The following is a 23,129-nucleotide window of genomic DNA, read 5'->3' on the forward strand; positions in this document are numbered from 1 at the left end:
GAGCCACCCAGGAGGAAAGAAGATGAAGTCACAGTTCCGCGGCAGCGCGTTCCCGGGCGCCGTCGCCCTTGCACTTACCAGTCTGCTTGCCGCCTGTGGCGGCGGAGGTGGAGGCGGCAGCAATGGCAGCTCGATCACCGTGATCGCGCCCAGCATCCAGACCCAGCCCGCCGCGGCCGAGTCGCAGCGCTGCGAGGCCGTCAACTTCTCGGTCATCGCGTCCGGCACCGGCCCGCTGAGCTACCAGTGGCAGCGCAATGATCAGGACATCCCCGGCGCCAACAAGGCCTCGCTGCAGATCAATGCCGGCACGGCAGACGACGGCGCCCGCTACAGCGTGACCGTCAGCAATAGCGGCGGCCAGGTCAAGTCGACAGCCGCGACGCTGAAGGTCAATGCGGTTGACGAATCCAAGCTGAGCATCGCCTCGGTCGAGCTGGCGCAAGTCATGCTGCTCGACAGCAAGGACGCGGCCCTGGAGCTGGTGCAGGAGCGCGAGGTGCTGGTCAAGGTCAATGCCCGTGCACCCGCGCCGATGCACTGCAAACCGAGCGGCACGCTGCGCATCGAAGATGCGGGCGGGCAACTGCTGCGTGAGCTGGCGCTGGCGGCGCCGCTGCTGCCGATTCCTGCCGTGGCCTCCGACGCGGTCAGCCTGCTGGACAGCTACAGCGCGACCGTGCCGGCCGAGCTGGTCAAGCCCGGCGTGCGCCTGGTAGTGAGCCTGCCGGGCCAGACCCCGGCACAGCAGATTGCACCCATGGTGTCGCCCAGCCCTGCCATCACCCTGGTGGCCATTCCGCTGCAGGTGGCCGAGAGCGTGGCCCAGATTCCTGCAGGCATTCCCGACTACATCCGGGCCCGCTCACCGGTGCAGGGACTGACACAGGAAAACCGCGGCGTGCTGCGCTCCACCGCGCTGACGGCGCAGCCCACCGCCAAGGAAGAATGGACCGATGCGCTGTCCAAGCTGCTGACCGAGGTCAACAACCTGCGCACGCTGGAAGGCCGGCCGGCCCGCAGCTATTACTACGGCTTCGTGCGCCAGGACGTGATCGGCAGTACCGTGGGCCTGGGCTATCGGCCCGGTGGCGCGGCTGTCGGCTACGACCGACCCACCTTCCCGGAAGCGGCGCTGGACACCTTGCAGCATGAGCTCGGCCACAACTTCAACCTGCAACATGCGCCCTGCGGCGAGCCGGCCAATCCGGACCCGCTCTATCCCTATGCCAATGCGCAGATGGGTGCAGGCAGCCGCATGGTCTGGGGCTACAACAGCGTCACCAAGCTGTTCACCGATCCGAATGACCTGGCCAACCACGACCTGATGAGCTATTGCAGCGGTGCCTGGTTCTCCGACTACAACTACGGCCGCATCCAGCAGCGCCTGCGCACCGCGCTGCCGAGCACGAAGGCGGCGGCCGGCGTTCAGATCGCCAGTGCGGCGCGGGCTGCTGCCGAGCCCGAAGCGCTGCTGCTGGTCAGTGGCGAGATCGGCCCAAGGGGTGCCAAGCTCGGCGCGCCGCGCGCCTACAGCGGCATCGCCGATCTGCCCACGGACGGGCCGTTCACGCTGACGCTGAACCTGGCCAGCGGCGAACTGCGGCAGTGGCGATTCGAAGCCCAGGCACTGGAGCATGCGCCGCAGATCCGCCATTTCAGCTTCAGCATTGCGCATCCCGGTGCGATCGCCAGCCTCAGCATCAGCCGCGATGGCCAGGTGCTGCATGCGCAGGGCGAGGCCGGTGAGGCCGGCAAGCGCCGGGCACAGCAAGTGGCCGCGCCGCAGGTGCAGGCTGCCATCGACAGGGGGCACTTGAGCATGCAATGGAATGCCCAGCAATGGCCGCAGCTCGGCATCACCCAGCTGGGCAGCGACGGCCGGCGCCGCGTGCTGGGCTTTGGTCTGGCCGGCGGCAAGGCGGCTGTCCAGGTGCAGGGCGAGGTCCTGGGCTTTGAGCTCAGCTTCTCCGATGGCCTGAACAGCCAGCTGCTGTGGCTGGATTCATCCGGCCGCGTGCAGGCCAGCTCGCCGGCTGCTCAGGGCCGCGCTGGCGGCATTGGCGGCAAGCTCGCCTTGTAGGACTCCAGCACCAGCTGATACTGCGCTTCGGTCAGCAGCTCCTTCAGCCGCTGATGGAAGCGGCGCACATCGGCATAGGCTGCCGCATGTTCGCTGAGTGCTTCCTGCTCCAGGCGCAGGTCGCGGTCCACATCGACGAGCGCTGACACCGGCGGCTTGCGGTCGCGGCGGCGCTCGTTCAATTCAGCCAGGTCGCGCAGGTCGCGCAGCAGCGCGTCCCAGGCTTCGGCCTGCGGGGCTTGCAGTGCCAGTGTCGGGCGCAACTGCACGAGGCGTTCATGCCAGACGCGCAGCCGCTCGGGCGCCTGCACGGGCCGGTTGTCGGCCGCTTGCGGCGGCGGCTGGCGGCGCTCGCCTTTTTCTCCCATGCCACGGCCACCACCGCCGCCACCCATGCCACCACCGGGAGGGAATTGGGCTTGGGTGGCCGAGGCCAGGAGCAGGCAGGAGAGGAGCAGGGCGAGTTGGCGCAGCTTGGGCATGTGGGAAGCCAGTCGGGTGAAGGATGAGCCCAGTGTCTGCGCGCCAAGGCTCAGGCTCGTAGCGGCTGTGTCAAGAAAGGTGAAGTGTGGCTGGCGCCCGGATGCCCCAGCCCGGTGCCTGGGCGTGCCCAGCAACGCAAACTTACCTTTGTTCACCCAAGCCGCCTGGCGCGCAACCTTGGCACACCGCCGGGCAACAGCGGCTGCGCACACTGCCCCTTCCGTCCTCTCGGCAGTGCCTGTTCCCCACCGTGCCCCAAGCATTCTCCGCGTTGCGCCACTGGCTCACGCCCGTTCTGATCTTTCTGCTGATCCTGTTGGTCAGCGCCTGCGCCTTCATGCGCAAATACCTGGGGCCGGTCACGCTCGACCAAGTGGTCTTTCATCTGCAGTACGGCGGGCTGGACTATGCCGATCCGCGCATGATCTCGCGCGCCCTGCGCTACCTGTTCGGCAGCGTGCTGCTCGCGGCGTTGGCGACCTGGGCCCTGCGCCGCATCTCGCTGCGGCTGCAGCGCGGCCTGTGGCTGCTGCTCTTGGGTGGCGCCGCCTTCTCGGTCAGTGCCACGGTGGACGACGCTTGCGATGACGCTCAGGCCGATGCGATGGCGCAGCGCTATGTGGACCCGAGCGCCCAGCAGTTCGAGCAGGCGGGCCCGGCGCCTGACGTCTTGATCGTCTTCATCGAATCACTGGATGAGCGCTATGCCGAGCCCCGCCTGGCTCACGGCCCAGCCCTCACCGAGTTGGCCGACTGGCGAGCACGCGGCCAGCGCTTTGGCGCGATGCGCACGCTGGGCGGCTCCAGCTGGACGGTGGGCGGCCTGTTCAGCGCTCTCTGCGGCGTGCCCTTGCAGCCGGTGGGGCTGATGAGCCGCCATGCGCTGGAATACTCGACGCGCTTCTTCGATGGCGGTGCCTGCCTCACCGATGTGCTCGCCCGCCAGGGCTGGGAGCTGAGCTTCTACGGTGGCGCCTCGCTGAAGTTCGCTGGCAAGGGCTTGTTCATGTCCAAGCACCAGGTGGCGCGCCGCTTCGGCCGCGAGCAGTGGCATGGTCAGGGCGTGGAAGTGCCCGGCGAAGGCTGGGGCCTGCTGGACGCGGAGCTGGCCGAGGAGGCCTGGGCCGACATGCAGCGGCCGCGCGATGGCGACAGGCCGCGCGCCTCCTTGCTGCTGACCGTGAACACGCACGGCCCCTCAGGCACGGCGGACCCGGGCTGCGGCCAGTCCGAAGACGGCGAGCTCTCGGCCGACGAGCAGATGGCCCGCGCGCTGGCCTGCACCGACCATGTGGTCGCGCGGCTGGCCAAGCGCTTTGCTTCGCAGGCCGATGGCCGACGCAAGCTGGTCTGGATCATGGGCGACCACGTCGGCCCCACGCCGCTGCTGTTTGACGGCACCGACGAGCAGTGGCGCAATCGCAGCCTGTTCCACTCGCTGGCCCGCTTTGATGGCAAGGGCCGCGCCGAGTCGCTGCCTGCGGCAGGTCAACGCACGTTCAGCCATCTGGACGTGCTGCCCACGCTGGCTGAGGCCCTGGGCTTGCGCTGGCAGCCGCAGGCGCATCGCCTGGGTCTGGGTGTTTCACTGCTCGCGCAGGAACAACCGCCCACGCTGCTGGAGCAGCAGGGCTTTGAGCGCAGCAATGCCCAGCTGGCCTGCCCCTCGCCCCTGTTCCACCGACTGTGGGTGGACCGGCCTCAGGCCGAGGGAGAGCGCAGCAGGAGCACCGGCACCGGGGCCTGACGCACGATCATCTCGGCATCGCTGCCCAGCAAGGCGCGGCCCACGCCGCGGCGCCCATGCGTGCCCAGCACGATCAGTTGCGCGCCGCACTTGACGGCGGCATCGGTCACCACATCGGCCACCCGCTGGGCAAAGCCCTCGGCGAGCTGGGTCTCCACCGGCAGGCCGGCTGCCTCGACCCCGGCGCGGGCCTTGAGCAGGATCTGCTCGCCGCCCTGGTGCAGCAGGTCAAAGACTTCGGGCGTGATGCCCAGGCCCGCGCTCGGGTAGGCGTTGAAGGAGAGCATGTCCACCACATGGACGAGGTGCAGCCTGGCATTGCACAAGCGCGCCAGGCGGATCGCTTCGGCCAGACCGAGCTCCGAAGTGGGGCTGCCATCGATGGGCACCAGGATCTTGCTGTACATGAGCGCCTCCTTGCAAACCAGAGCCCATGCTCCCCCTGCGGGCGCGAGCGAGCATTGAGTTGGGTCAATTTTTGGACCATGAACAGAGCGGCCCGCCGCTCCTTGCTGAAGGCGGGCCGATTCATCGTGGAAACGGGCAGTGAGAGCTCAAGCTTTGCCGAACTTGCTCTTGGCGGCGCTCACGCAGGCGGCCTTGGCTTCGCCGGCCAGGGCTTCGCATTTTTCTGCGGCAACCTTGTACTCGGCATCGCGCTTGTCGGCGGCGGCGTCCTTGCGCGCTTCGCTGATCTTCTTGCCTGCCTTGGCGTCAGCCAGCGCGGTGGTTTCCGCCGCCTTGGCCTCCTTGACGCAGACGTCCTTGTCGTTGCCAGCCTTGTCGTCGCAGCGTTCCTTGGCTACGGCATAGGCCGACTCGGCCTTGGCCACGAGCACCTTGGTGTGATCGGCCGGCTTGCCGCTGAACGTGAAGTCCAGCTCGGCGTAGGCGACCTTCTCCTTGCCCTTGGCTTCTTCGATGCAGATGTCCTTGGCGTTCATGGCCAGGCTGTCGCAGGCGGCCTTGTCGGATTTGTAGTCGGCGCCGATACGGGTCTTGGCGCTGTCGAACTCGCTCTTGGTCATCGGTGCGGCGCTGGCACTGCCCCAAAGCGTCAGCAGGGCGCTGAGTACCAGGGAGGTGCGGACTTGGTGTTGCATGGTCATGGTCTTGCCTTTTTGAGGTGTGGGGAGGAGGAAGGGGTGAAGCTCAGGCGCGCGGCTCGCCGTCGCGGTTGACGGTGACGGTGTCGCCCGGAGGCTGGGTCAATTGCACGCGGTGCGAGCGGCCGCGGAACACATAGCTGACGTCCCAGTAGGAGGGTTGGGCCTGATCGCGCACACTGCTGCAGCGCTGCACGTTCTGGCTGGCCACCTGCTGGCCCTGTTCGTTGCGGCCGATGTTGGAGCCCAGTGCCGCACCGGCGACCACGCCGCCGACGGTGGCGATGTCACGGCCGGTGCCACCGCCGATCTGGTGCCCGATGATGCCGCCCACCACCGCGCCCATCAGGGCTGCCGGCACGTTGGCGCCGCGGCGCTCCGGCGCCACCTGTTCGCGCTCGATCCAGCAGCGCTGGTTGTTCGGTCCGACCACGGCGCGTACCGAGGTCACCTCGGCCTGAAAGGTGCGCTCCTGGCCGCGGCGGCGGTAGTCGCTGACCACCAGCGGTGCCGGTGCGTAGCGGTCGTCGTCGATTCGGTCATTGCGGGCGATGCGCCGCACCGAGGAGATGCTGTTGTTCATGCCCAGCGCTTCCAGCGAGGCGTAGCGACCCTGCATCAAGACCCGGCACTGCCCTTCGAAGTTCTGGTGTTCGCAGACTTCCCAGCGATCGCGACCGCTCACCACCACGGATGAGCTGCGGTCATTGAAGCCGACACGCTCGAAGTTGCGCACCGTGGCCTGGTTGTTGGTGAAGCTGCGGCCCTCGAAGCCGCCGCGTTCAAAGAATGTGATCTGGGCCAGGGCAGGGCCGGCCAAGGCGAAGCCGGCAAGCGCCAGCGCGTACTTCAATGATGGGTTCATAGGGTTCTCCGAAAGACCTCGGTCAGTCTGGCCGTCGCGCCACACGCTGCACAGCAGCCGGAGCCGCCATATCCGGTAGGTGGCGTCCTACCCGGACGAGGCTTGTAGGACTGCGCTGACAAGGCGAATGCCATGCTGCCGATGGCGGCTGCTCGTGGGTCCGGGCATGCTTTGGCCATCCACATGTCGTCCATGCCAACGCTCAACACCTATCTCATCGAAGACAGCGCGGTGATCCGCGAGCACCTCATCGCAACGCTCGAAGAGCTGGCGCCGGTCCGGGTGCTGGGCAGCGCCAGCGACGAGGCGTCGGCCCTGCAGTGGCTGGCCGCGCCCGACCATGCGGTGGACCTGGTGCTGATCGATCTCTTCCTGGCCGGCGGCTCGGGCCTGGGGGTCCTGCGCGCGCTCAGCAATCTCCCGCAGCGCCCGGTACTTGTCGTGCTCAGCAATTTCGTCAGCCCCGACATGCGCCGCCATTGTCTGAGCCTGGGCGCGGTGCGGGTGTTCGACAAGTCGAGCGAGGTCGAGGCGCTGCTGGACTACTGCGCCGAGCTGGCCGCCGGTCAAGTCAGCGAATCAAGTCCTGCTTGAGCGCGTAGTAGGTGAGCTCGCTGTTGCTCGTGAGGTTGAGCTTTTCCATCACGCGGCTGCGGTAGGTGCTGATGGTCTTGGCGCTCAGGCACATGCCCTGCGCGACATGGCCCACGGTCTCGCCGCGCGCCAGGCGCAGGAAGACCTGCAGCTCGCGTTCGGACAAACGGCTGTGCAGTGGGGCATCGCCTACCGCATCCTCAGCCAGGCCCTCGGCCAGACGCTCGGCCACGCCGGCCGAAATGTACTTGCGGCCGCGCGCCAGCACGCGGATGGCGCGCACGATTTCCTCGGGCTCGCAGTCCTTGCTGAGGTAGCCGCTGGCGCCCTGGCGCAGCAGGGCTGTGGCGTAGTGGGTGTCGGAAAAGCCGCTGAGCATCAGCACCGGCAGGCCTGGCATGCGCGCATGGATGGCGGCCAGTGCATCGACGCCGCCATGCACCGGCATGGCGATGTCCAGCAGCAGTACATCGACTTCGCCATGCCGCGCGATGTCCAGCGCGGCACGGCCGTCGGCCGCTTCGGCCACGACCTCGAAGTCGGCCTGTTCGCTGAAATACTGGCGCAGGCCGGCACGAACCAGCGCATGATCGTCCACGATGGCGAGCCTGATCATGGGCAGCCTCCAATCAGCATCCGGGAGTTGGTGTGAGCATTCGGCAAGGCCTTGAGAACACCCGCCTGGAAGCCGAGGTGGCACGTCGAACGGCGCAGTTGACCGAGCTGGCCCGCCACATGCAGACGGTGCGCGAAGACGAGCGCGCGCGGCTGGCGCGCGACCTGCACGATGAACTCGGTGCGCTCCTGACCTCGGCAAGGCTCGACGCCGCCCGCATCCGCGCCCGCCTGGGCGACACGGCGCCCGAGGCGCTGGAGCGGCTTGCGCATCTGGTGCAGACGCTGGACACGGTGGTGGCCCTGAAGCGCCGCATCATCGAAGACCTGCGCCCCTCGGCCCTCGCGCATCTGGGCCTGCCCATCACGCTGGACATCCTGGCGCGCGAGTTCGGCGAGCAGTCGGGCCTGCAGATCCATTGCGATCTGATGGCGACCCAGCTGGTGCCCGCCGCCGAGCTGACCATGTACCGGTTGGTGCAGGAGGCGCTCAACAACGTGGCCAAGCATGCCGGCGCGCGCCAGGTCTGGATCAAGCTGCAGGCCCTGGCCGGCGAGCCGGTGCACCTGAGCGTGCGTGATGATGGCTGCGGCTTCCTGCCCTGCGCAGCCAGCAGCGCCAGCCATGGCCTGGCGGGCATGCGCTTCCGTGTCGAGGCCGAAGGCGGCAGCCTCGAGATCCATTCGGCGCCGGGCCAGGGAACGCAGATCAGCGCCAGCCTGCCGCTGGCCTGAGGTCGGTCTTGTCCTACGCAGCGGCGCTGCGTCGGCCGACAAATGCGCGGCCGTCACGACGATGGTCGCCAACGGCAGCGAGCCTGAGACTGGGGCCATCGCAACGAAGGCGTTGCGAGTCATCTTGTTGTTCATTGCGAAGGAAACCCCATGAAAGCTGAAGTCACGATAGAACCCGGCAACACCGTCGATGCCCAACCGCTGTTCAGCCGCGCGGCCGAGCAGGCCAAGGAGCTGGTCCATCGCAGTGGCGCGGCGATTCGCGAGCAGGCCCACAAGGCCTCCGACAGCACGGTCAGCTACATCCGCGCCGAGCCGGTCAAGGCCGTGTTGATCGCTGCTGCCAGCGGTGCAGCCCTGGCCACCGTGATCGGCCTGCTGTCGCGTTCGCGCCGGGATTGATGAGCATGTGGCCTGCCTGGTTGCAGATGCTGGCGGCGCGCCCGCAGTTGCTGGCCGAGCATGGCCAGGCCTATGTGCAACTGCTGGGCGAAGAGTCGGGCGAGGCACTGGCCGGTTGGCGGCGTCAGTTGATCTGGCATCTGCTCGCTGGCCTGTGCCTCGCGATGGCCTTGCTGCTCGCGGGCACGGCGTGCCTGCTTGCGGCCGCATTGCCGTTGGCGCAGATGCCCTTGCCCTGGCTGTTGCTGGCCTTGCCTTTACTGCCCCTGCTCGCCGGGTTGGCTTGCTGGCAGCAGGCGGGCAGGGCGCAGGCGCGCTGCTTTGTGCGCCTGCGGCAGCAACTGCGCGCCGACGAGGTGCTGCTGCAAGAGTTGCTGGCCCCGCCCTCGAAAGGAGCCACGCCATGAGCAGCGCCGCTGTTGTGCGGCTGGAACTCTCGCGCCAGAAGATGCGTGCCGCCTTGCAATCCCCGGGCCTGCCGCTGGAGAGCCTGCTGCTGCAGCGCGCCGCCGGCCGGGCCAATGAAGCGCTGGAGCCCTTGCTGCAACCAATCGCCCGCAAACACCCCTGGTTGCTGGTGATGGGGGCTGCCGCGCTGGGCGGCTGCCTGGTGGCGGCCAGGCCCTGGCGTTGGCCGCTGATGGCCTTGCTGCCAACGCTGCTGCCCGCCGTTCTGCCCCAGTTGCTGAGCGGCATCGCACAGCAGGGCTTGCTCGAGGGCCTGCTGACGCTGTTGCGGCGACCACCGCCGTCTTGATCAGCGCGCGGCGCTCTGGTCAAAGAAGGCATGGCCGCTGTGTTGCTGCTTGGCGTGGTACATCGCCAGGTCGGCGGCCTTGAGCAGGTCGGTTACCGTCTGGCCATCGGCCGGACAAAGCGAGATGCCAATGCTGGGCTTGATGCTGAGCTTCAAGATGCCCAGGGTCAGCGGTGCAGCCACCACCTCATGAAGCTTGACCGCCAGCTGGATCAGCTGGCCACGGCTGTGCCAGTCCAGGCGCAGGCAGGCGAACTCGTCGCCGCCGATGCGGCTGATCATGTCCCCCTGTCGCACCACGCGGCTCAGGCGCGAGGCCACGACGCGCAGCAGCTCGTCGCCGATCTGGTGGCCATGGTTGTCGTTGATCGCCTTGAAACCGTCAAGGTCCATGAAGAGCACGGCCATGCCGGGCGGCGGCGTGCCCTCATCATGGCGCAGCGCCAGCTCCAGGCGCTGGCGGAAATAGCGCCGGTTGGGCAGGCCGGTCAGGGTGTCGTGCAGTGCCATGTGGCGGGCGCGCCGCTCGCCGGCCTGGGTGCCGGCCAGCTCGGCCTGCGCCTGCTCCAGCTCCAGCTGCATGCTGTGCAGTGCCTGCTGAGCGAGCAGGCGCTGTTCGGCCAGGTGTCCGGCCAGGCCGCTCTGCAGCTGATCCAGCGCCACCGCGCAGGTCAGCATCTGCTGGCGCAGATAGCGAACAGCCTCGGCATGGTCGTCAGTATGGGGGCGCTGCCCTGCCTGCAGCCGGAGCCGGGTCTTGACCGCCTCCATCAGCGGCTCCCAGTCGGCTGGCGGCGGGCGAACTTGCGGTCCTGGCAGCGCAGTCTGCGGTTTCAGTACCAGCGGCTGTGCGGGTGGCTGCGCATTGCCTGGCCAGGATCTGGAGAGGGTGGCAGCAGAAGTTGGGGCAGGGGCTGAGCTCAGCATGGAGTCTCCTTGCGACAAGTCATCAGATCGGTCGGGCTTCAGAGCCGGCCGCCCAGGAGCATCAGGACCAGCACCACCACGATCAGGCCCAGCGCACCGCTTGGCAGGTAGCCCCAGCCGCGGCTGTGCGGCCATGTGGGCATGGCGCCGACCAGCATCAGGATCAGCACGATCAACAGCAGTACGCTTATAGACATGGCGTTGCGCTCCTTTTCAGGGGGAGAGGCCGCAGCCTGCGGCAGGTGAAATGCCCGGTCTGTGCGACAGCGCACGCACGGGAGGATGCCTCAGCGTGGCAACAACGCTCGTGCATGGCGTTCACTGGCTGAGGATCAGTTGCAGGATGACGCCGGTGGCGATTGCCACCAGCAGGTAGTCGCTGCCGGTCTGCACCCAGTGGTAGCCGCGCGGCGGCGAGCTCAGGCGGTGGCCGCGCCAGTCTTCCACCACAAAAGTACGGCTGCGGTAGTAGCTGGGCAGGCGGTCGCCGCGATGAAAGCTGTGGTCGGGGCCGGCGCCGCGCGAGTCCCAGCCGCCACGGCCATCGCGCCAGCGTGGCTGGCCGCGCTCGCCGCGCTCGTCGCGGTTGTCACGCTGTTCATGGTGATTGCGCTGGTCCCGGCGCTGCCGCTGCTGCTCGCGCTGCTCGCGCTGGTTGTTTTCGCGCTCGCGCTCGCGTTGTCGTTCGCGCTGCGGCGGGCCCTGGGCCTGGACAACGCCGCTCGCCAGCAGGGAGAGGGCCAGCATCAGTGAACGGTACATCAGGCTGCGACTGTGGGTCATGGTGGACTCCGGTGGTGTAGTAGCACCATAGGCCGGGCGAGCCTGCGCATCGGTGCGCTGGCGAACCCAGGCGCTAATCGAGAAAGTCCTCCAGCGAGGTGCGCTCGCTGGCGTAGCAACTGCAGGCGGCGGCTTCCAGTCCTGGGCGGTCCAGCACCTGGATGTCGCCACGGTGGTAGCGGATCAGGCCGGCGCGCTGCATGGCCCCGGCCGCCGCCGTGACGCCGACACGGCGCACACCCAGCATGCTGGCCAGGAACTCATGCGTCATCTGGAAGCTGTCGGCATGGGCGCGGTCCTGCGTCATCAGCAGCCAGCGCGCCAGGCGCGGGCCGATCATATGGAAGCGCAGGCAGCCGGCCGCATTGGCCTGCTGGGCCAGGCGCACATAGAGGTAGCGCTGCAAGAGCTGTTGCAAAGGCGGGCTGACGGACAGTTCCCGCTTGAACGCAACGGCGCCGATGCGCCAGGCCAGTCCGGGGCCCTGCACCAGGGCCTGGAGCAAGGCCGCCCGAATGCCCAGCAGCAGATGCAGGCCGACCATGCCTTCATTGCCGACCAGGCCCACCTCCAGGCTCGGGTGGGCATCGATCCTGGTGAGCATCGACACATAGGCCCGCACTGGGAAGTAGGCGTAGCTGGTGATGTCGCCGCGCTGCCACAGAGTCTCGCCCATGCCCAGGGTCACAGGCTGGCAGGCGGCCAGGAGTCGCGCCCTGTCGAGGCGGGGCAGGCGGGCAATCAGGTCGTTCCTGGGCTCGGACAAGCGGCTCTCCGGCAGTGATTCGCCAGTCTTGTACGGCTGTGCTTCTGCTGACTGTCTGCCAGCGTACAGAGTGCATGGCTCGCGTCAGCGCGCGGGCAGGTCTGGCAGCAGACGTTCGTACTCCCTGCGCACCACCTCGTAGCATTCGCAGCTGCGCGCCTCCAGGCCGGGCCGGTCCAGCACGCTGATGTGGCCGCGCGCATAGCGGATCAGGCCGGCTGCCTGCAGCTTCAAGGCGCTTTCGGTCACGCCCTCTCGTCGCACGCCCAGCATGTTGGCGATCAGCTCCTGCGTCATCACCAGCTCGTTGCTGGTCAGCCGGTCCAGGCTCAGCAGCAGCCAGCGGCAGAGCTGCTGGTCCAGCGAATGGTGGCGGTTGCAGACGGCAGTCTGGGCCATCTGCGTGATGAGAGCCTGGGTGTAGCGCAGCAGCAGGTGCATCACCGGCCCGCCACGCTCGAACTCGTCGCGCATGCCCTGGGCGCGCAGCCGGTAGCCTTCGCCAGCGCTTTGCACCACGGCGCGGCTGGGCGTCGAGCCGCCGCCCATGAACAGCGCAATGCCCACCAGGCCCTCGTTGCCGACCACGGCGATCTCGGCCGAGGCACCGTTTTCCAGCACATAGAGCAGGGACACGATGGCCGAGGTCGGGAAATAGACGTGGCTGAGCGTGCGCCCCGACTCGTAAAGCACCTGGCCCAGCGGCAGTGCCACCCATTCCAGCTGAGGCAGCCAGCGCTGCAACTCGGCCTCGGGCAGGGCGGCCAGCAGATGGTTGTTCAAAGGGGGTATTCGTTCTGGCATGGCGGCTTCGCGCGACAGCGGGGCTGGCGACACCACAGCGTGGCATCGGAAAGCGCCAGGCCGACTATAGGCAGTTGCGGCCAGATCATTGGTGCGCTAGCGCACAGACCATTCGTGAGGCTCCACCTAGCTTGTGCTGCTGTTCAACGAGGGATGATGCATGGACCTGCTGTCGATGGAACAAAGCCCGGGCACCTATCGCGCCGACTTCGTGCTGTACGGCTCGCTGGTCTTGCTGCTGGTCAGCCTGAGCCTGTGGAACGCGGCACCGCATCCGGCCGGATGGCTGGCCGCGCTGCTGGCGGGCTTTGCCCTCTGGAGCCTGATCGAGTACCTGGTGCATCGCTTTGTCCTGCATGGCATCGAGCCGTTCAAGCGCCTGCATGCGGTGCACCACGCCCGGCCGCGTGCGCTCTACGGCCTGCCCACGCTGTTCAGCCTGCCGCTGTTTGCAGGGCTGGTATTCCTGCCGCTGCTGGTGCTGCTGGGCTTGTGGCCCAGCTTGCCGTTGATGGCCGGTGTGTTGGCGGGCTATCTGTTCTACGGCCTGGCTCACCACCTGGCTCACCAGGGCCTGTCAAAAAAATGGCCAGGCCCGGCCTGGCAGTTGCGCCGGCAACGCTGGCATGCCCACCACCATGGGGGCCAGGCCGCCTGCTACGGCGTCAGCACCGGCGTCTGGGACCAGTTGCTGGGAACCGGCTGGCGCAAGGGGGTTCGCTAGCGCACAGACCCGCAGCGGCCTTGGCGTCGATAAAGGCAACTCGGTGCGTGAGGTCATGCATGCACACCGCGACGCTCACAACCGACCCAAAGGACTGTTCATGAAATCGTTCCACCACACAGCCGCAGCCCCGCCCCGTACTTCGCAGCGCCCGCTGCTGCGCCTGCTGGCCCTGGCTGGCCTCGGCCCCTTGACCCTGCTCAGCGCCACGGCGCAGGAGGCCGGCTATGGCTATGGCGGCCTGTCCGTTGGCCAGTCACGCTCGCGCATTGACGAAGCGCGCCTGCTCAGCAGCCGCATGGGTGCGGGTATGAGCCTCACCACCCTGGATCGCGACCGCACCGCCACCGGCTACAAGGCCTTACTCGGCTACCAGATGAGCGACATGTGGGCCATCGAAGGCGGCTATTTCAATCTCGGCCGCTTCAACTTCGGTGGCGACGTCACGCCACCCGGGCGCCTGAACGGCAGCCTGCGCGCCCAGGGCTTCAATGCCGACCTGGTGGCGCGCGTGCCGCTGACCCAGAACCTCTCGGCGCTGGCGCGGGTGGGCGGCATCTATGGCCGCACCAACGACCACTTCGAAGGCTCCGGCTCTGCCCAGCCCATCAACACCAGCCCGACGACGCGCGGCAAGGGCTACAAGGCCGGCCTGGGCCTGAACTATGCGATCTCCTCGACGCTGTCGGTACGCGCCGAGGCCGAGCGCTACCGCGTCTATGACGCGATTGGCGGTCGCGGCAACATCAACCTGGTCTCGGTCGGCCTGGTGATGCCTTTCGACAGCCCGCGTCCGGCGCCCCGTCGCTCGGAGGCGCCTGCGCCCATGCCGGTGATGGCCCAGGCCGAACCGCCGATGGTCATGCCGCCGCCCGCGCCGCCGGCACTGCAGGTGGTGATGGCTCCGCCGCCCCCGCCGCCCCCGCCGCCCGCGCCGCCGCAGCGCCAGCGCGTCAGCTTCTCGGCCGAATCGCTGTTCGGCTTCGACAACGCCGTTGTGCGCCCCGAAGGCCGCAGTGCCCTTGACGGCTTCAGCGCCCAGACGCGCGGACTCACGTTCGAGCAGATCAATGTCGAGGGCTATACCGACCGTCTGGGCACCGAGCGCTACAACCAGAACCTTTCGCAGCAGCGCGCCGATGCCGTCAAGGCTTACCTGGTGAGCAGCGGTGGCCTGACGGCGGGCAAGATCACCGCCACTGGGCATGGCGAAAGCAAGCCCATCACGCTGCTGGCAGATTGCCGAGGCACGCAGGCGTCGGCGCGTTTGATCGCCTGCCTGCAGCCGGACCGCCGGGTCGAAATCGAAGTGGTCGGATCGCGCTGAGCCATGGCCGCTGCTTTCACTCCGTCGCACTGGAGCACGGCCAGTGGCAACGACAGCACGGACACCTCGCCCATGGAGTTGTCGGTTCTGGGCGAGCATGTGCGCCAGTGCCGCGGCCTGCCAGGGCGGCTGACCGCCGTGCATTGCGGTGCCCAGCGCATGCTGGGTTTCTGCAGCGCACGCCTGGTCAGCAGCGTGTTGGTGCTGACATTGCTGGCCGCTGCGCTCTGGTGGCTCTAGGAGCCATGGCATGAATGCCAGCGCCGCCCTGCATCGCTGGCCGGATGAGGACGCGCGTGAGCTGCTGGACACGGCGCGAGGCCCCTTGCTGCCGGCGCTGCGGGCCGAGATCTTCGGCCCGCAGCGCTTTGCCGAACATGGCCGCAGCCTCGGTCTCAGCCACCGCAGCGCCCATTGCGCAGGCAGCGGGCGAAGCTTCTTCCCAAGCCTGCGCAGCAATATCGACAGCCTGCGGGCCTCACAGCGCTACATCGCCAACATTGCGGCCCAGGGCGGCGACATCAGCCCGGCGGCCGAATGGCTGCTCGACAACTTCCATCTGATCGATGCCCAGCTGAAAGAGGTGCGCGAAGGCCTGCCGCGCGGCTACTACCGTGAGCTGCCGGTGCTCACAACGCCGCCCTTGGCGGGACTGCCGCGCGTCTACGGCGTGGCCTGGGCCTTTGTGGCCCATACCGATGGCCAGTTCGACGAGGAGCTGCTTGTGAAGTTCCTGGCCGCGTATCAGGAGAGCTGCCCGCTGGACCTCGGCGAGATGTGGGCGCTGCCGACGACGCTGCGGGTGGTGCTGATCGAGAACCTGCGCCGCCTGTCTGAACGACTGGCCTGCGACAAGGCTGCCCGCGAGCTGGCCGACCTTTGCGCCGACCAGGCGCTGCACTGCAGCCAGAGCCGGCTGGACAGCCTGCTTAAGCGACTGCGGGCGCGCGGTGTGGCCACGGCCTTCCTGACCCAGCTGGCCTTGCGGCTGCGCGAACAGCAGGCGCCCGCCGCGCAGCGCCTGATGGCCTGGCTGCAGGCGACCGATGCCGGCATCGTGCCCGGCGCACCTTGGGTGGCACCGACGGCGGACAACCTGAGTGTGGGCAATGCCGTGGGTTCGCTGCGCGCCATCGGGGATGCGGATTGGACCGACATCGTGGCCCGCGGCAGCGCCCTGGCGCGCCTGATGCTGAGCTCGCCGCTGTTCCGCGCCGAGCATGCCTTGACCCGCGATCAGACCCTGCATGGCATCGAGCAGCTGGCACGGCGCAGCGGCCGCAGCGAGCTTGTGGTGGCGCGTCAGTTGCTGGCCCTGATGGCCGCTTCGCCGCAGGCCAGCCTGGCTCCGGCGGCCGCCTGCTTCTGGCTGCAGGGCGAGGGCCGGCCGACGCTCATGCATGCCCTGGGCCTGCACGAGCGCGGGCGGCAAGTCCTCAAGGCGGGCCTGCATCGCGCGGCCCTGCCGCTCTACCTCGGCAGCATCTTGGCCACCACGGCGCTGCTGTCCGCGGCCCTGCTGCCGGCGGGCGCCTCGGCGCTGGCCTGGCTGCTGGTGGCGCTGCCGGCCTCGGAGGCGGTGATCGCCCTGGTCCATCGCCTGATCAGCGAATCCCTGAGTCCGACCCAGTTGCCCCGCCTGGCCCTGGTCGAGGGCCTCTGCCCCGAGCACCAGGTGATGGTGGTGGTGCCGGCCCTGCTGGGCGACATGGCCAGCAGCCGCGCGCTGGCCCGCCGCCTGGAGCTGCACTACCTGGCCAACCGCGAAGCCTGCGCGCAGTTCGCGCTCTTGAGCGACTGGCCCGATGCCGACCAGGCCGACGCGCCGCTGGACGGCTGGATGCTGCACGAGGCGCAGACCGTGATTGCCGACCTCAACACCCGCTACCCGACGGCCGCAGAGTCGCCGCGCCGCTTCCTGTTGCTGCACCGGCGGCGCGAGTTCAGTGAGAGCGAGCAGCGCTGGATCGGCTGGGAGCGCAAGCGCGGCAAGCTGGAGCAACTGATCGCCCGGCTGGCCGGAGAGGGCGAGCCCGAGGATTTTGTGGAACTGGGCGAGCTGTCCAGGCAGGCCGAGGGCACGCGCTATCTGCTGACGCTGGACAGCGACACCGGCCTGCCGCCGGGGCGCCTGCGCGAGCTGGTCGGCGTGGCCGCGCATCCCTACAACGAGCCGCGCCTGGCCGCCGACGGCCGCAGCCTGGTCAGCGGCTACGCCATCCTGCAGCCGCGCATTGCCGCGCCGCTGCCGCCGCGCGGCCAGCGCAGCGCCTTCTACCGGCTCTTCGCCGGCCGCGGCGGCAGCGATCCCTACAGCGCCGCCAGCTCCGAGGTCTACCAGGACCTGTTCGGTGAGGGCAGTTTCAGCGGCAAGGGTCTGCTGCAGGTGCAGGTGCTGCACAAGCTGCTGGCCGGGCGCCTGCCCGAGGGTCAGGTCTTGAGCCACGACCTGCTGGAAGGCGCACTCAGCCGCGCCGCCGCGCTGAGCGAGCTGACCCTGATCGAGGAGGCGCCCCAGCATCCGGACGTGGCTGCCGCCCGCCAGCACCGCTGGATGCGTGGCGACTGGCAGTTGCTGCCCTTCCTCGGGCTGCGCATGCGCGCGGTCAACCGCTGGAAGCTGGTGGACAACCTGCGCCGCTCCCTGCTGGCGCCCGTTTCGATGCTCTTGCTGCTGCTGGCGCTCTCGGGCCAGCTGATGTCGCCCTGGGTGGCACTGATGCTGGTCTTGGTCGCCCAGTCCGCCGGGACCCTGCTGGGCGCGCTGACCGGCCTGGCCTCGCAGCGCGAGGACCTGGCGCGCTGGCATTTCTACCGCCAGGCGCTGATCGACCTCGTGCGTGCGTTTGCCGCCGGCCTGTGGTTGATGTGGCAGCTGGTGGAGCAGGTGCTGGGCGCGCTGGACGCCATCGTGCGGGCGCTGTACCGGCTGCTGGTCAGCCGTCGCCATCTCCTGCAATGGACCACCAGCGCGGCCGTGCAGGCTGCCGCCGAACCGCGCCTGCAGCCGCTCTTGCGCCGCCACGCGCCGGGCATGTACTTGTCCCTGGGCTTGTTCGCCGGCCTGCTGATGGTCGATACGCCGGTGCCGGGCCTGAGCCTGGCGTTGTGCCTGGCCTGGAGCCTCGCGCCGTTGGGCATCTGGTGGGCGGGGCGGCCCGAGCGGCTGGCGGCCGAGCTGAGCGGGGCGCAGCGCGAGGATCTGGAGCGCATCGCCCGCGACACCTGGCGCTTCTTCGAGCGCAGCGTGGGTCCGGATGATCGCCATCTGCCACCCGATAACCTGCAGCTGCTGCCGCATGAGGCGCTGGCGCACCGAACCTCGCCGACCAATATCGGCCTCTACCTGCTCAGTGCCGCCTGTGCCTGCGAGTTCGGCTGGATCGCGCGGCGTGAGCTGGTCGAGCGACTGACGGCGACGCTGGACAGCCTGGCCACGCTGCAGCGCCACCGCGGCCATTTCCTCAACTGGTACGACACCCAGAGCGGCCTGGCGCTGGCGCCGCACTATGTGTCCAGCGTCGACAGCGGCAATCTCAGCGGCCACCTCTTGTGCGTGGCCGAGGCCTGCCTGGACTTTGCACTGCGCAGCGAGGCCGGGCATGAGCCCGCCAGCATTGCGCATGGCTTGCGTGCCCTGGCGGCGCGCTGCCAGCAACTCGCCTGGGAACCGGACTACGCCTTCCTCTACCACGCGAAGCGCCACCTACTGCACATCGGCTACCGGCTGACGGAGCAGGAGCTCGACACCGGGCTCTACGACCTGCTGGCTTCGGAGTCGCGTCTGACCAGCCTCTTGGCCATTGCCAAGGGCGATGTGCCGGTGCGCCACTGGGCGGCGCTGGGCCGGCCGTTCTTTGCGCGCGGCGGCCGGGCCGGACTGCGCTCCTGGTCGGGCTCGATGTTCGAGTACCTGATGCCCAGCCTGATGCTGGCCGAACCACCTGGCAGCGTGCTGGACCAGGCCGGCCGCGTGGCCTTGCGGGAGCAGATGGACTTTGGCGCGGCTCACGGCCTCCCCTGGGGCATGTCGGAATCGGCCTATGCGGGGCGCGACCACACGCTGGCCTACCAGTACGCGCCGCAGGGCGTGCCCAGGCTGGCACTGCGGCGCACGCCGCCGGACGAACTGGTGGTGGCGCCCTATGCCACGGCGCTGGCGGCCATGCTGGATCCGCGAGCGGCGCTGCGCAACTTTGCCGCGCTGGCTGCTCTGGGCGCGCGCGGCGGCATGGGCTTCATCGAGGCCCTGGACTTCACGCCGGCGCGGCTGCTGGGCCATGAGCGCGTCATGCCGGTGGCCACCCTGATGGCCCACCACCAGGGCATGAGCCTGGTGGCGCTGACCCAGGTGCTGCGCGCCGGCATCGTGCAACGCTGGGGCATGGCCTGCGCCCCGATTGCTGCCGTGGCCTCCTTGCTGCATGAGCGTGCGCCGCGCGAGATCTCGCGGCTGCATGTGCTGCCGCCGCCGGCGCTCGCGGGCTCGCTGCCGCGCCGTGCCGCTGCGCTGATGCAGGAGCTGCGGCCGGGCCAGGCTGCCATCGAGCCCACCCATCTGCTGGGCAACGGCCGCTACACCGTGGCGCTGCGGCCCAATGGTGCTGGCTGGAGCCAGTGGCGCGAATGGGGCCTCACCCGCTGGCGCGACGATGCGCTGCGCGACGAGCACGGGCACTTCTTCTTCCTGCGGCGCGGCGTTGGCGCGCGCCTGGTATCGCTGAGCCAGCACCCGGCGCCGGATGCCGAGGCCGAGTACGGGGCGCAGTTCCACGCCGACCGCGTGTGCCTGAACGCCCGTTGGAGCGACCTGCACAGCCGCGTCAGCGTCTGGGTCAGCCCGGAAGACGACATCGAGTTCCGCCAGGTCGAGCTGCGCAATCTGGGCAATGAGCCCCTGGAGCTGGAGCTGTGCTCGGCCTTCGAACCCACGCTCTCGACGCCGCGAGCCGACGAGGCGCACCCGGCCTTTGTCCAGCTGTTCCTGCGCGCCCAGTGGCTGGCGGCGCAGCAGGCCCTGCGCTTGGAGCGCCGGCCGCGCCTGCCGGAAGAGGCGGCGCTGCAGCTGGTCCATTTCCTGGCCGACAGCGAGCCGCCCTGCAAGGTCCTGCAGCTGCAGGTGGATCGGCAGCAATGGCTGGGGCGCAACCGCGCCGTCTGCGGGCCGCTCGGCGCCTTGCAGGCGGCACCGGTCGAAGGCGTTGTGGAGCTGACCACCGGCCTCGACCCGGTCTGCGTGCTCGCCGTGCGCCTGCGCATCGCGCCGGGCGCCAAGGCGGTGCTGACTTTTGCCACCGCCGTGTCCGACCAGGCGACGGTGCTTGAAGCGGTGCTCGACAAATACCGCCAGCCCAGCCAGTTGCAGCGCTCCGCCCTGATGTCGGCCACGCTGACTTCGGTGCGCCTGCATGAGCTGGGGCTGAGCCCCGAGAACTTTGCCGCCCTGCAGACGCTCAACACCGCCATGCTGCTGACGCTGGCCCGGCCCGACGCGCCCGCCGAGGCCGGCTGTGACCGGCGCAGCCTGTGGCGCTTCGGCATCTCGGGCGAGCGGCCGCTGCTGCTGGTGACGGCTCATGCGATCCAGGGCCTCGGGCTGCTGCGCACGCTGGCGCAGGCCTTGCGCTGGTGGAGCTTTGCCGGCGTGGGCTGCGATCTGGTGGTGCTCAATGCCGAGACCTCGTCCTACCAGATGGCCTTGCAGCATGAGCTGGCCTGCCTGGCCGAGCGCCATGCGGCGGCTGCGGCGGGCAATGCAGGCGACTCGCGCCGCTGCGGCTTCCATCTGCTGCGTTCTGACGAGCTCAGTGCCATCGAGCTGGCCACCTTGCAGGTCTTGGCGCGCGTCCGCTGGCAGGCCGATGGGCGACCGTTGCATCAGCAGGTCCTGGTCCTGGCCACCGCCCATGAACGCGAGCGGGAGCTGCGCGGCGAGATGTCGATCACGCCGCTGGAGGTGGCCAGCACCGACGCGCAGCCGGTGCCGGCACCGCAGGGCCACTTTGTCGATGGCGGCAGCGAATTTGCCTTCGAGGTCAGTGCGCAGCTGCGACCGGCGCGGCCCTGGATCAATGTGATCGCCAATGCCCGCTTCGGTTGCCAGGTGAGCGAGGCGGGCGGCGGCTACAGCTGGGCCATCAACAGCCGGCTGCATCAGCTGACTGCCTGGAGCAATGACGCGGTGGCCGACCCGCCGGCCGAATGGTGGCTGGTGCAGGACCTGGTCACCCGCGAGGCCTGGAGCCTCAGCTCTTCGGCCTGGGGGGGCGATGGGCAGCGCTACGACGTGAGCCATGGCCAGGGTTGGAGCAGCATCGAGCACAAGCGCGGCACGCTGGCCGTGAGCATGACGATCTGCGTCGATGCGAAGACGGCCCTCAAGCAGGTGCACATCGAGTTGTTCAACAACGGCCCGCGGCCGCGCTCGCTGCGCCTGCTGGGCCTGGCCGAATGGCTGATGGGCGCGCAGCGCAGCGACCGCGCCGGCGTTTCCTGCGCCATGCAGCGCCAGCGCCTGGCCCATGGCAGCGTGACCGCGCTGCAGGCAACCCAGCGCGAGTGCGCGACAGGCTTTGGCGACGCCACCGCCTTTCTGGCCCTGGTGCTGGATGCCGAGGCGCAAGCGCCCGACTGGAGCTGCGACCGCCGCGAGCTGTTCGATGCGCGGGGCCGCCTGGTGCTGCCCGACCATCTGGCGCAGCGCGCCGGCACCGGTCTCGACCCCTGCGCCTTGCTGGCCACCGAACTGGTGCTGGCGCCGGGCGGTCGCTGCGAGCGGGTGTTCCTGCTTGGCCACGCCGAGAGCCCGAGCGCAGCACGCCAGCTGGCGGCCGAGGCTGCCATGGTCAAGCCTGCCGAGCGGGAAGCAGCAGCGCGTGGCGCGTGGGACCGGCTGCTGGGCGCGGTCACGGTCACGACGCCCGATCCGCTCTTCGATGCCCTGGTCAACCGCTGGTTGCTCTACCAGGTGCAGAGCTGCCGGCTCTGGGCCAAGGCCGGCTTCTACCAGGCCGGCGGCGCCAGCGGCTTCCGCGATCAGCTGCAGGATGTGCTGGCTCTGGCCTGGGCTGCGCCTGAGCGTCTGCGAGCGCAGTTGCTGGCCAGCGGGGCGCGCCAGTTCGCAGCCGGCGATGTGCAGCATTGGTGGCATGAGCCGGGCGGCGCCGGCGTGCGCACGCGCTGCTCGGACGACCGGCTGTGGCTGGTCCATGCCTGCCTGCACTACCTGCGCGCCACCGGCGATCAGGCGGTGATGGATGAGGAACTGCCCTTCCTGCTGGGCCGCGAGGTGCCGGCCGAGGCAGAGGATGTCTATGAAGCGCCGAGCAGCGATGGTGGATCGGGCACGCTGTACGAGCATGCCGCGCGCGCTCTGGATGCGAGCCTGGCCAGCGGCGTTCATGGCCTGCCGCTGATGGGCAGCGGAGACTGGAACGACGGCATGAACCGGGTGGGCGCGGCCGGGCGGGGCGAGTCGGTCTGGCTGGCCTGGTTCCTGTGCCGGCTGATCGAGGACTTCGTGCCGCTGGCGCGCGGCCGCGGCGAGTTCGACCGGGCGCGCAACTGGGAGCGCGTGGCCCAGGGCTGGCGCACGTCCTTGCAGGGCCATGCGTGGGACGTCCATTGGTACCGCCGTGCCTTCTTTGACGACGGCTCGGTGCTCGGCACCGAGCAGGGCAGCGAAGCCCGCATCGACCTGATCGCGCAGGCCTGGAGCGTGCTCTCTGGCGTGGCGTCGCCGGCCCGCCAGCAGCAGGCCTTGCGCGCCATGCAGGCCGAGCTGGTGGATCCGGTGGCCGGCCTGATCCGCCTGCTCGACCCGCCCTTGCAAACGCAGCAGCCGGACGCCGGCTACATCCAGGCCTACCCGCCCGGGGTGCGCGAGAACGGCGGCCAGTACAGCCATGCCGGCGTTTGGGCGCTGATGGCGCAGGCGGCCGGTGGTGTGGATGACGAGCAGGAGACGGTGGGCGATCGGGTCTACCGCTACTTCCGCTACCTGAGCCCGGCGCACCGCGCGGCCGATGCGCAGATGGGGCGGGTCTATGGGCTGGAGCCCTATGCGGTGGCGGGCGATGTCTACAGCCAGCCTCCCTATGTGGGGCGGGGCGGCTGGAGCTGGTACACCGGCGCGGCGGCCTGGCTGCAGCGCGCTGCGATCGAGTCGATGTTCGGCCTGCGCCTCTCGGCCACGGAACTGAGCCTGCAGCCCTGTCTGCCGGCGAGCTGGCAGCGCGCCGAACTGTGCCTGCAAAGAGAGGGGCGGGAGATGCGCTTCATCCTCGTGCGCGGGCCGGTCGGAGAGATCCTGGCCCTGGAACCCCGCGCCAGGCTGCTGCCGCGGGGTCAGGTCTTGCTGTGGACGGAGTTGTCGGCGCTCAGCAGCTTTGTCGTGCCGCTGAGCGGGTGAA

The 23,129-nt window shown here is 69.1% G+C and carries 21 protein-coding genes; 11 read left to right on the forward strand and 10 right to left on the reverse strand.

What is annotated here, in order from left to right; translation table 11 throughout:
- The first annotated feature begins 22 nt into the window (after positions 1-22).
- Complete coding sequence (locus tag V3596_RS15230; protein ID WP_334278631.1) at positions 23-2,083, forward strand: M66 family metalloprotease; 2,061 nt, start codon at positions 23-25, stop codon at positions 2,081-2,083.
- Here the strand turns inward: V3596_RS15230 and V3596_RS15235 are convergent.
- Positions 2,041-2,565, reverse strand: a complete 525-nt coding sequence (locus V3596_RS15235) for a hypothetical protein (protein WP_334278632.1) — start codon at positions 2,563-2,565, stop codon at positions 2,041-2,043. The genes V3596_RS15230 and V3596_RS15235 overlap by 43 nt on opposite strands.
- A gap of 251 nt (positions 2,566-2,816) precedes the next feature.
- On the opposite strand from V3596_RS15235, the gene V3596_RS15240 reads away from it, so the two are divergent.
- Positions 2,817-4,313, forward strand: a complete 1,497-nt coding sequence (locus tag V3596_RS15240; protein ID WP_334278633.1) for a sulfatase-like hydrolase/transferase — start codon at positions 2,817-2,819, stop codon at positions 4,311-4,313.
- Here V3596_RS15240 and V3596_RS15245 read toward each other — a convergent pair.
- The 3 genes from V3596_RS15245 to V3596_RS15255 form a co-directional block, all read right to left on the reverse strand.
- Complete coding sequence (locus V3596_RS15245; RefSeq protein ID WP_334278634.1) at positions 4,268-4,720, reverse strand: universal stress protein; 453 nt, start codon at positions 4,718-4,720, stop codon at positions 4,268-4,270. The two genes, V3596_RS15240 and V3596_RS15245, sit on opposite strands and share 46 nt — an antisense overlap.
- 147 nt (positions 4,721-4,867) lie before the next feature.
- A complete protein-coding gene (locus tag V3596_RS15250; RefSeq protein WP_334278635.1) occupies positions 4,868-5,422 on the reverse strand; it encodes a hypothetical protein in 555 nt (184 codons plus the stop codon).
- A gap of 43 nt (positions 5,423-5,465) precedes the next feature.
- Positions 5,466-6,284: a beta/gamma crystallin-related protein gene (locus tag V3596_RS15255; protein ID WP_334278636.1), complete on the reverse strand. Its 819-nt coding sequence runs from the start codon at positions 6,282-6,284 to the stop codon at positions 5,466-5,468.
- A gap of 192 nt (positions 6,285-6,476) precedes the next feature.
- Here V3596_RS15255 and V3596_RS15260 point away from each other — a divergent pair, with 192 nt between their 5' ends.
- Complete coding sequence (locus V3596_RS15260) at positions 6,477-6,878, forward strand: response regulator (RefSeq protein WP_334278637.1); 402 nt, start codon at positions 6,477-6,479, stop codon at positions 6,876-6,878.
- Here the strand turns inward: V3596_RS15260 and V3596_RS15265 are convergent.
- Positions 6,856-7,494: a response regulator transcription factor gene (locus V3596_RS15265; protein WP_334278638.1), complete on the reverse strand. Its 639-nt coding sequence runs from the start codon at positions 7,492-7,494 to the stop codon at positions 6,856-6,858. The genes V3596_RS15260 and V3596_RS15265 overlap by 23 nt on opposite strands.
- A 32-nt stretch (positions 7,495-7,526) precedes the next feature.
- On the opposite strand from V3596_RS15265, the gene V3596_RS15270 reads away from it, so the two are divergent.
- The 4 genes from V3596_RS15270 to V3596_RS15285 all read left to right on the forward strand — a co-directional run bounded on the left by V3596_RS15270 (position 7,527) and on the right by V3596_RS15285 (position 9,387).
- Entirely contained in the window at positions 7,527-8,228 is a 702-nt protein-coding gene (locus tag V3596_RS15270; protein WP_334278639.1) for a sensor histidine kinase, read from the forward strand.
- A gap of 150 nt (positions 8,229-8,378) precedes the next feature.
- A complete protein-coding gene (locus tag V3596_RS15275) occupies positions 8,379-8,630 on the forward strand; it encodes a hypothetical protein (RefSeq protein ID WP_334278640.1) in 252 nt (83 codons plus the stop codon).
- Complete coding sequence (locus V3596_RS15280) at positions 8,630-9,037, forward strand: hypothetical protein (protein ID WP_334278641.1); 408 nt, start codon at positions 8,630-8,632, stop codon at positions 9,035-9,037. Before V3596_RS15275 ends, V3596_RS15280 begins: the two co-directional genes overlap by 1 nt.
- Positions 9,034-9,387 (forward strand): hypothetical protein, encoded by a 354-nt coding sequence (locus V3596_RS15285; protein WP_334278642.1) that lies wholly within the window; start codon positions 9,034-9,036, stop codon positions 9,385-9,387. Before V3596_RS15280 ends, V3596_RS15285 begins: the two co-directional genes overlap by 4 nt.
- On the opposite strand, the gene V3596_RS15290 is transcribed toward V3596_RS15285, so the two are convergent.
- The 5 genes from V3596_RS15290 to V3596_RS15310 all read right to left on the reverse strand — a co-directional run bounded on the left by V3596_RS15290 (position 9,388) and on the right by V3596_RS15310 (position 12,667).
- Positions 9,388-10,158, reverse strand: coding sequence for a GGDEF domain-containing protein (locus tag V3596_RS15290; RefSeq protein WP_334278644.1), 771 nt, complete (start codon positions 10,156-10,158; stop codon positions 9,388-9,390). It lies immediately after the preceding gene.
- A 194-nt stretch (positions 10,159-10,352) separates the two neighbouring features.
- Positions 10,353-10,511: a DUF3309 family protein gene (locus tag V3596_RS15295; protein ID WP_334278645.1), complete on the reverse strand. Its 159-nt coding sequence runs from the start codon at positions 10,509-10,511 to the stop codon at positions 10,353-10,355.
- A 121-nt stretch (positions 10,512-10,632) separates the two neighbouring features.
- Complete coding sequence (locus tag V3596_RS15300; protein ID WP_334278646.1) at positions 10,633-11,097, reverse strand: RcnB family protein; 465 nt, start codon at positions 11,095-11,097, stop codon at positions 10,633-10,635.
- A gap of 73 nt (positions 11,098-11,170) precedes the next feature.
- Positions 11,171-11,863, reverse strand: coding sequence for a Crp/Fnr family transcriptional regulator (locus tag V3596_RS15305; RefSeq protein WP_334278647.1), 693 nt, complete (start codon positions 11,861-11,863; stop codon positions 11,171-11,173).
- Between the two features lie 84 nt (positions 11,864-11,947).
- Positions 11,948-12,667: a Crp/Fnr family transcriptional regulator gene (locus V3596_RS15310; RefSeq protein ID WP_334278649.1), complete on the reverse strand. Its 720-nt coding sequence runs from the start codon at positions 12,665-12,667 to the stop codon at positions 11,948-11,950.
- A 160-nt stretch (positions 12,668-12,827) separates the two neighbouring features.
- Here V3596_RS15310 and V3596_RS15315 point away from each other — a divergent pair, with 160 nt between their 5' ends.
- From V3596_RS15315 to V3596_RS15330, 4 genes are all read left to right on the forward strand, one after another.
- Entirely contained in the window at positions 12,828-13,391 is a 564-nt protein-coding gene (locus tag V3596_RS15315) for a sterol desaturase family protein (protein ID WP_334278650.1), read from the forward strand.
- Between the two features lie 100 nt (positions 13,392-13,491).
- Positions 13,492-14,718 carry an OmpA family protein gene (locus V3596_RS15320; protein ID WP_334278652.1) on the forward strand — a complete coding sequence of 409 codons (1,227 nt, stop codon included), beginning with the start codon at positions 13,492-13,494 and terminating at the stop codon, positions 14,716-14,718.
- A 3-nt stretch (positions 14,719-14,721) separates the two neighbouring features.
- Positions 14,722-14,958: a hypothetical protein gene (locus V3596_RS15325; RefSeq protein ID WP_334278653.1), complete on the forward strand. Its 237-nt coding sequence runs from the start codon at positions 14,722-14,724 to the stop codon at positions 14,956-14,958.
- Positions 14,959-14,968: 10 nt separating this feature from the next.
- The gene (locus V3596_RS15330) at positions 14,969-23,128 is read left to right on the forward strand and encodes a glycoside hydrolase family 94 protein (RefSeq protein ID WP_334278654.1); all 8,160 of its coding nucleotides are present in this window, start codon (positions 14,969-14,971) and stop codon (positions 23,126-23,128) included.
- The last annotated feature ends 1 nt before the right edge of the window (position 23,129 follow it).

The sequence above is a fragment of the Roseateles microcysteis genome, from assembly GCF_036880965.1.
Taxonomy (GTDB): domain Bacteria; phylum Pseudomonadota; class Gammaproteobacteria; order Burkholderiales; family Burkholderiaceae_C; genus JAUASW01.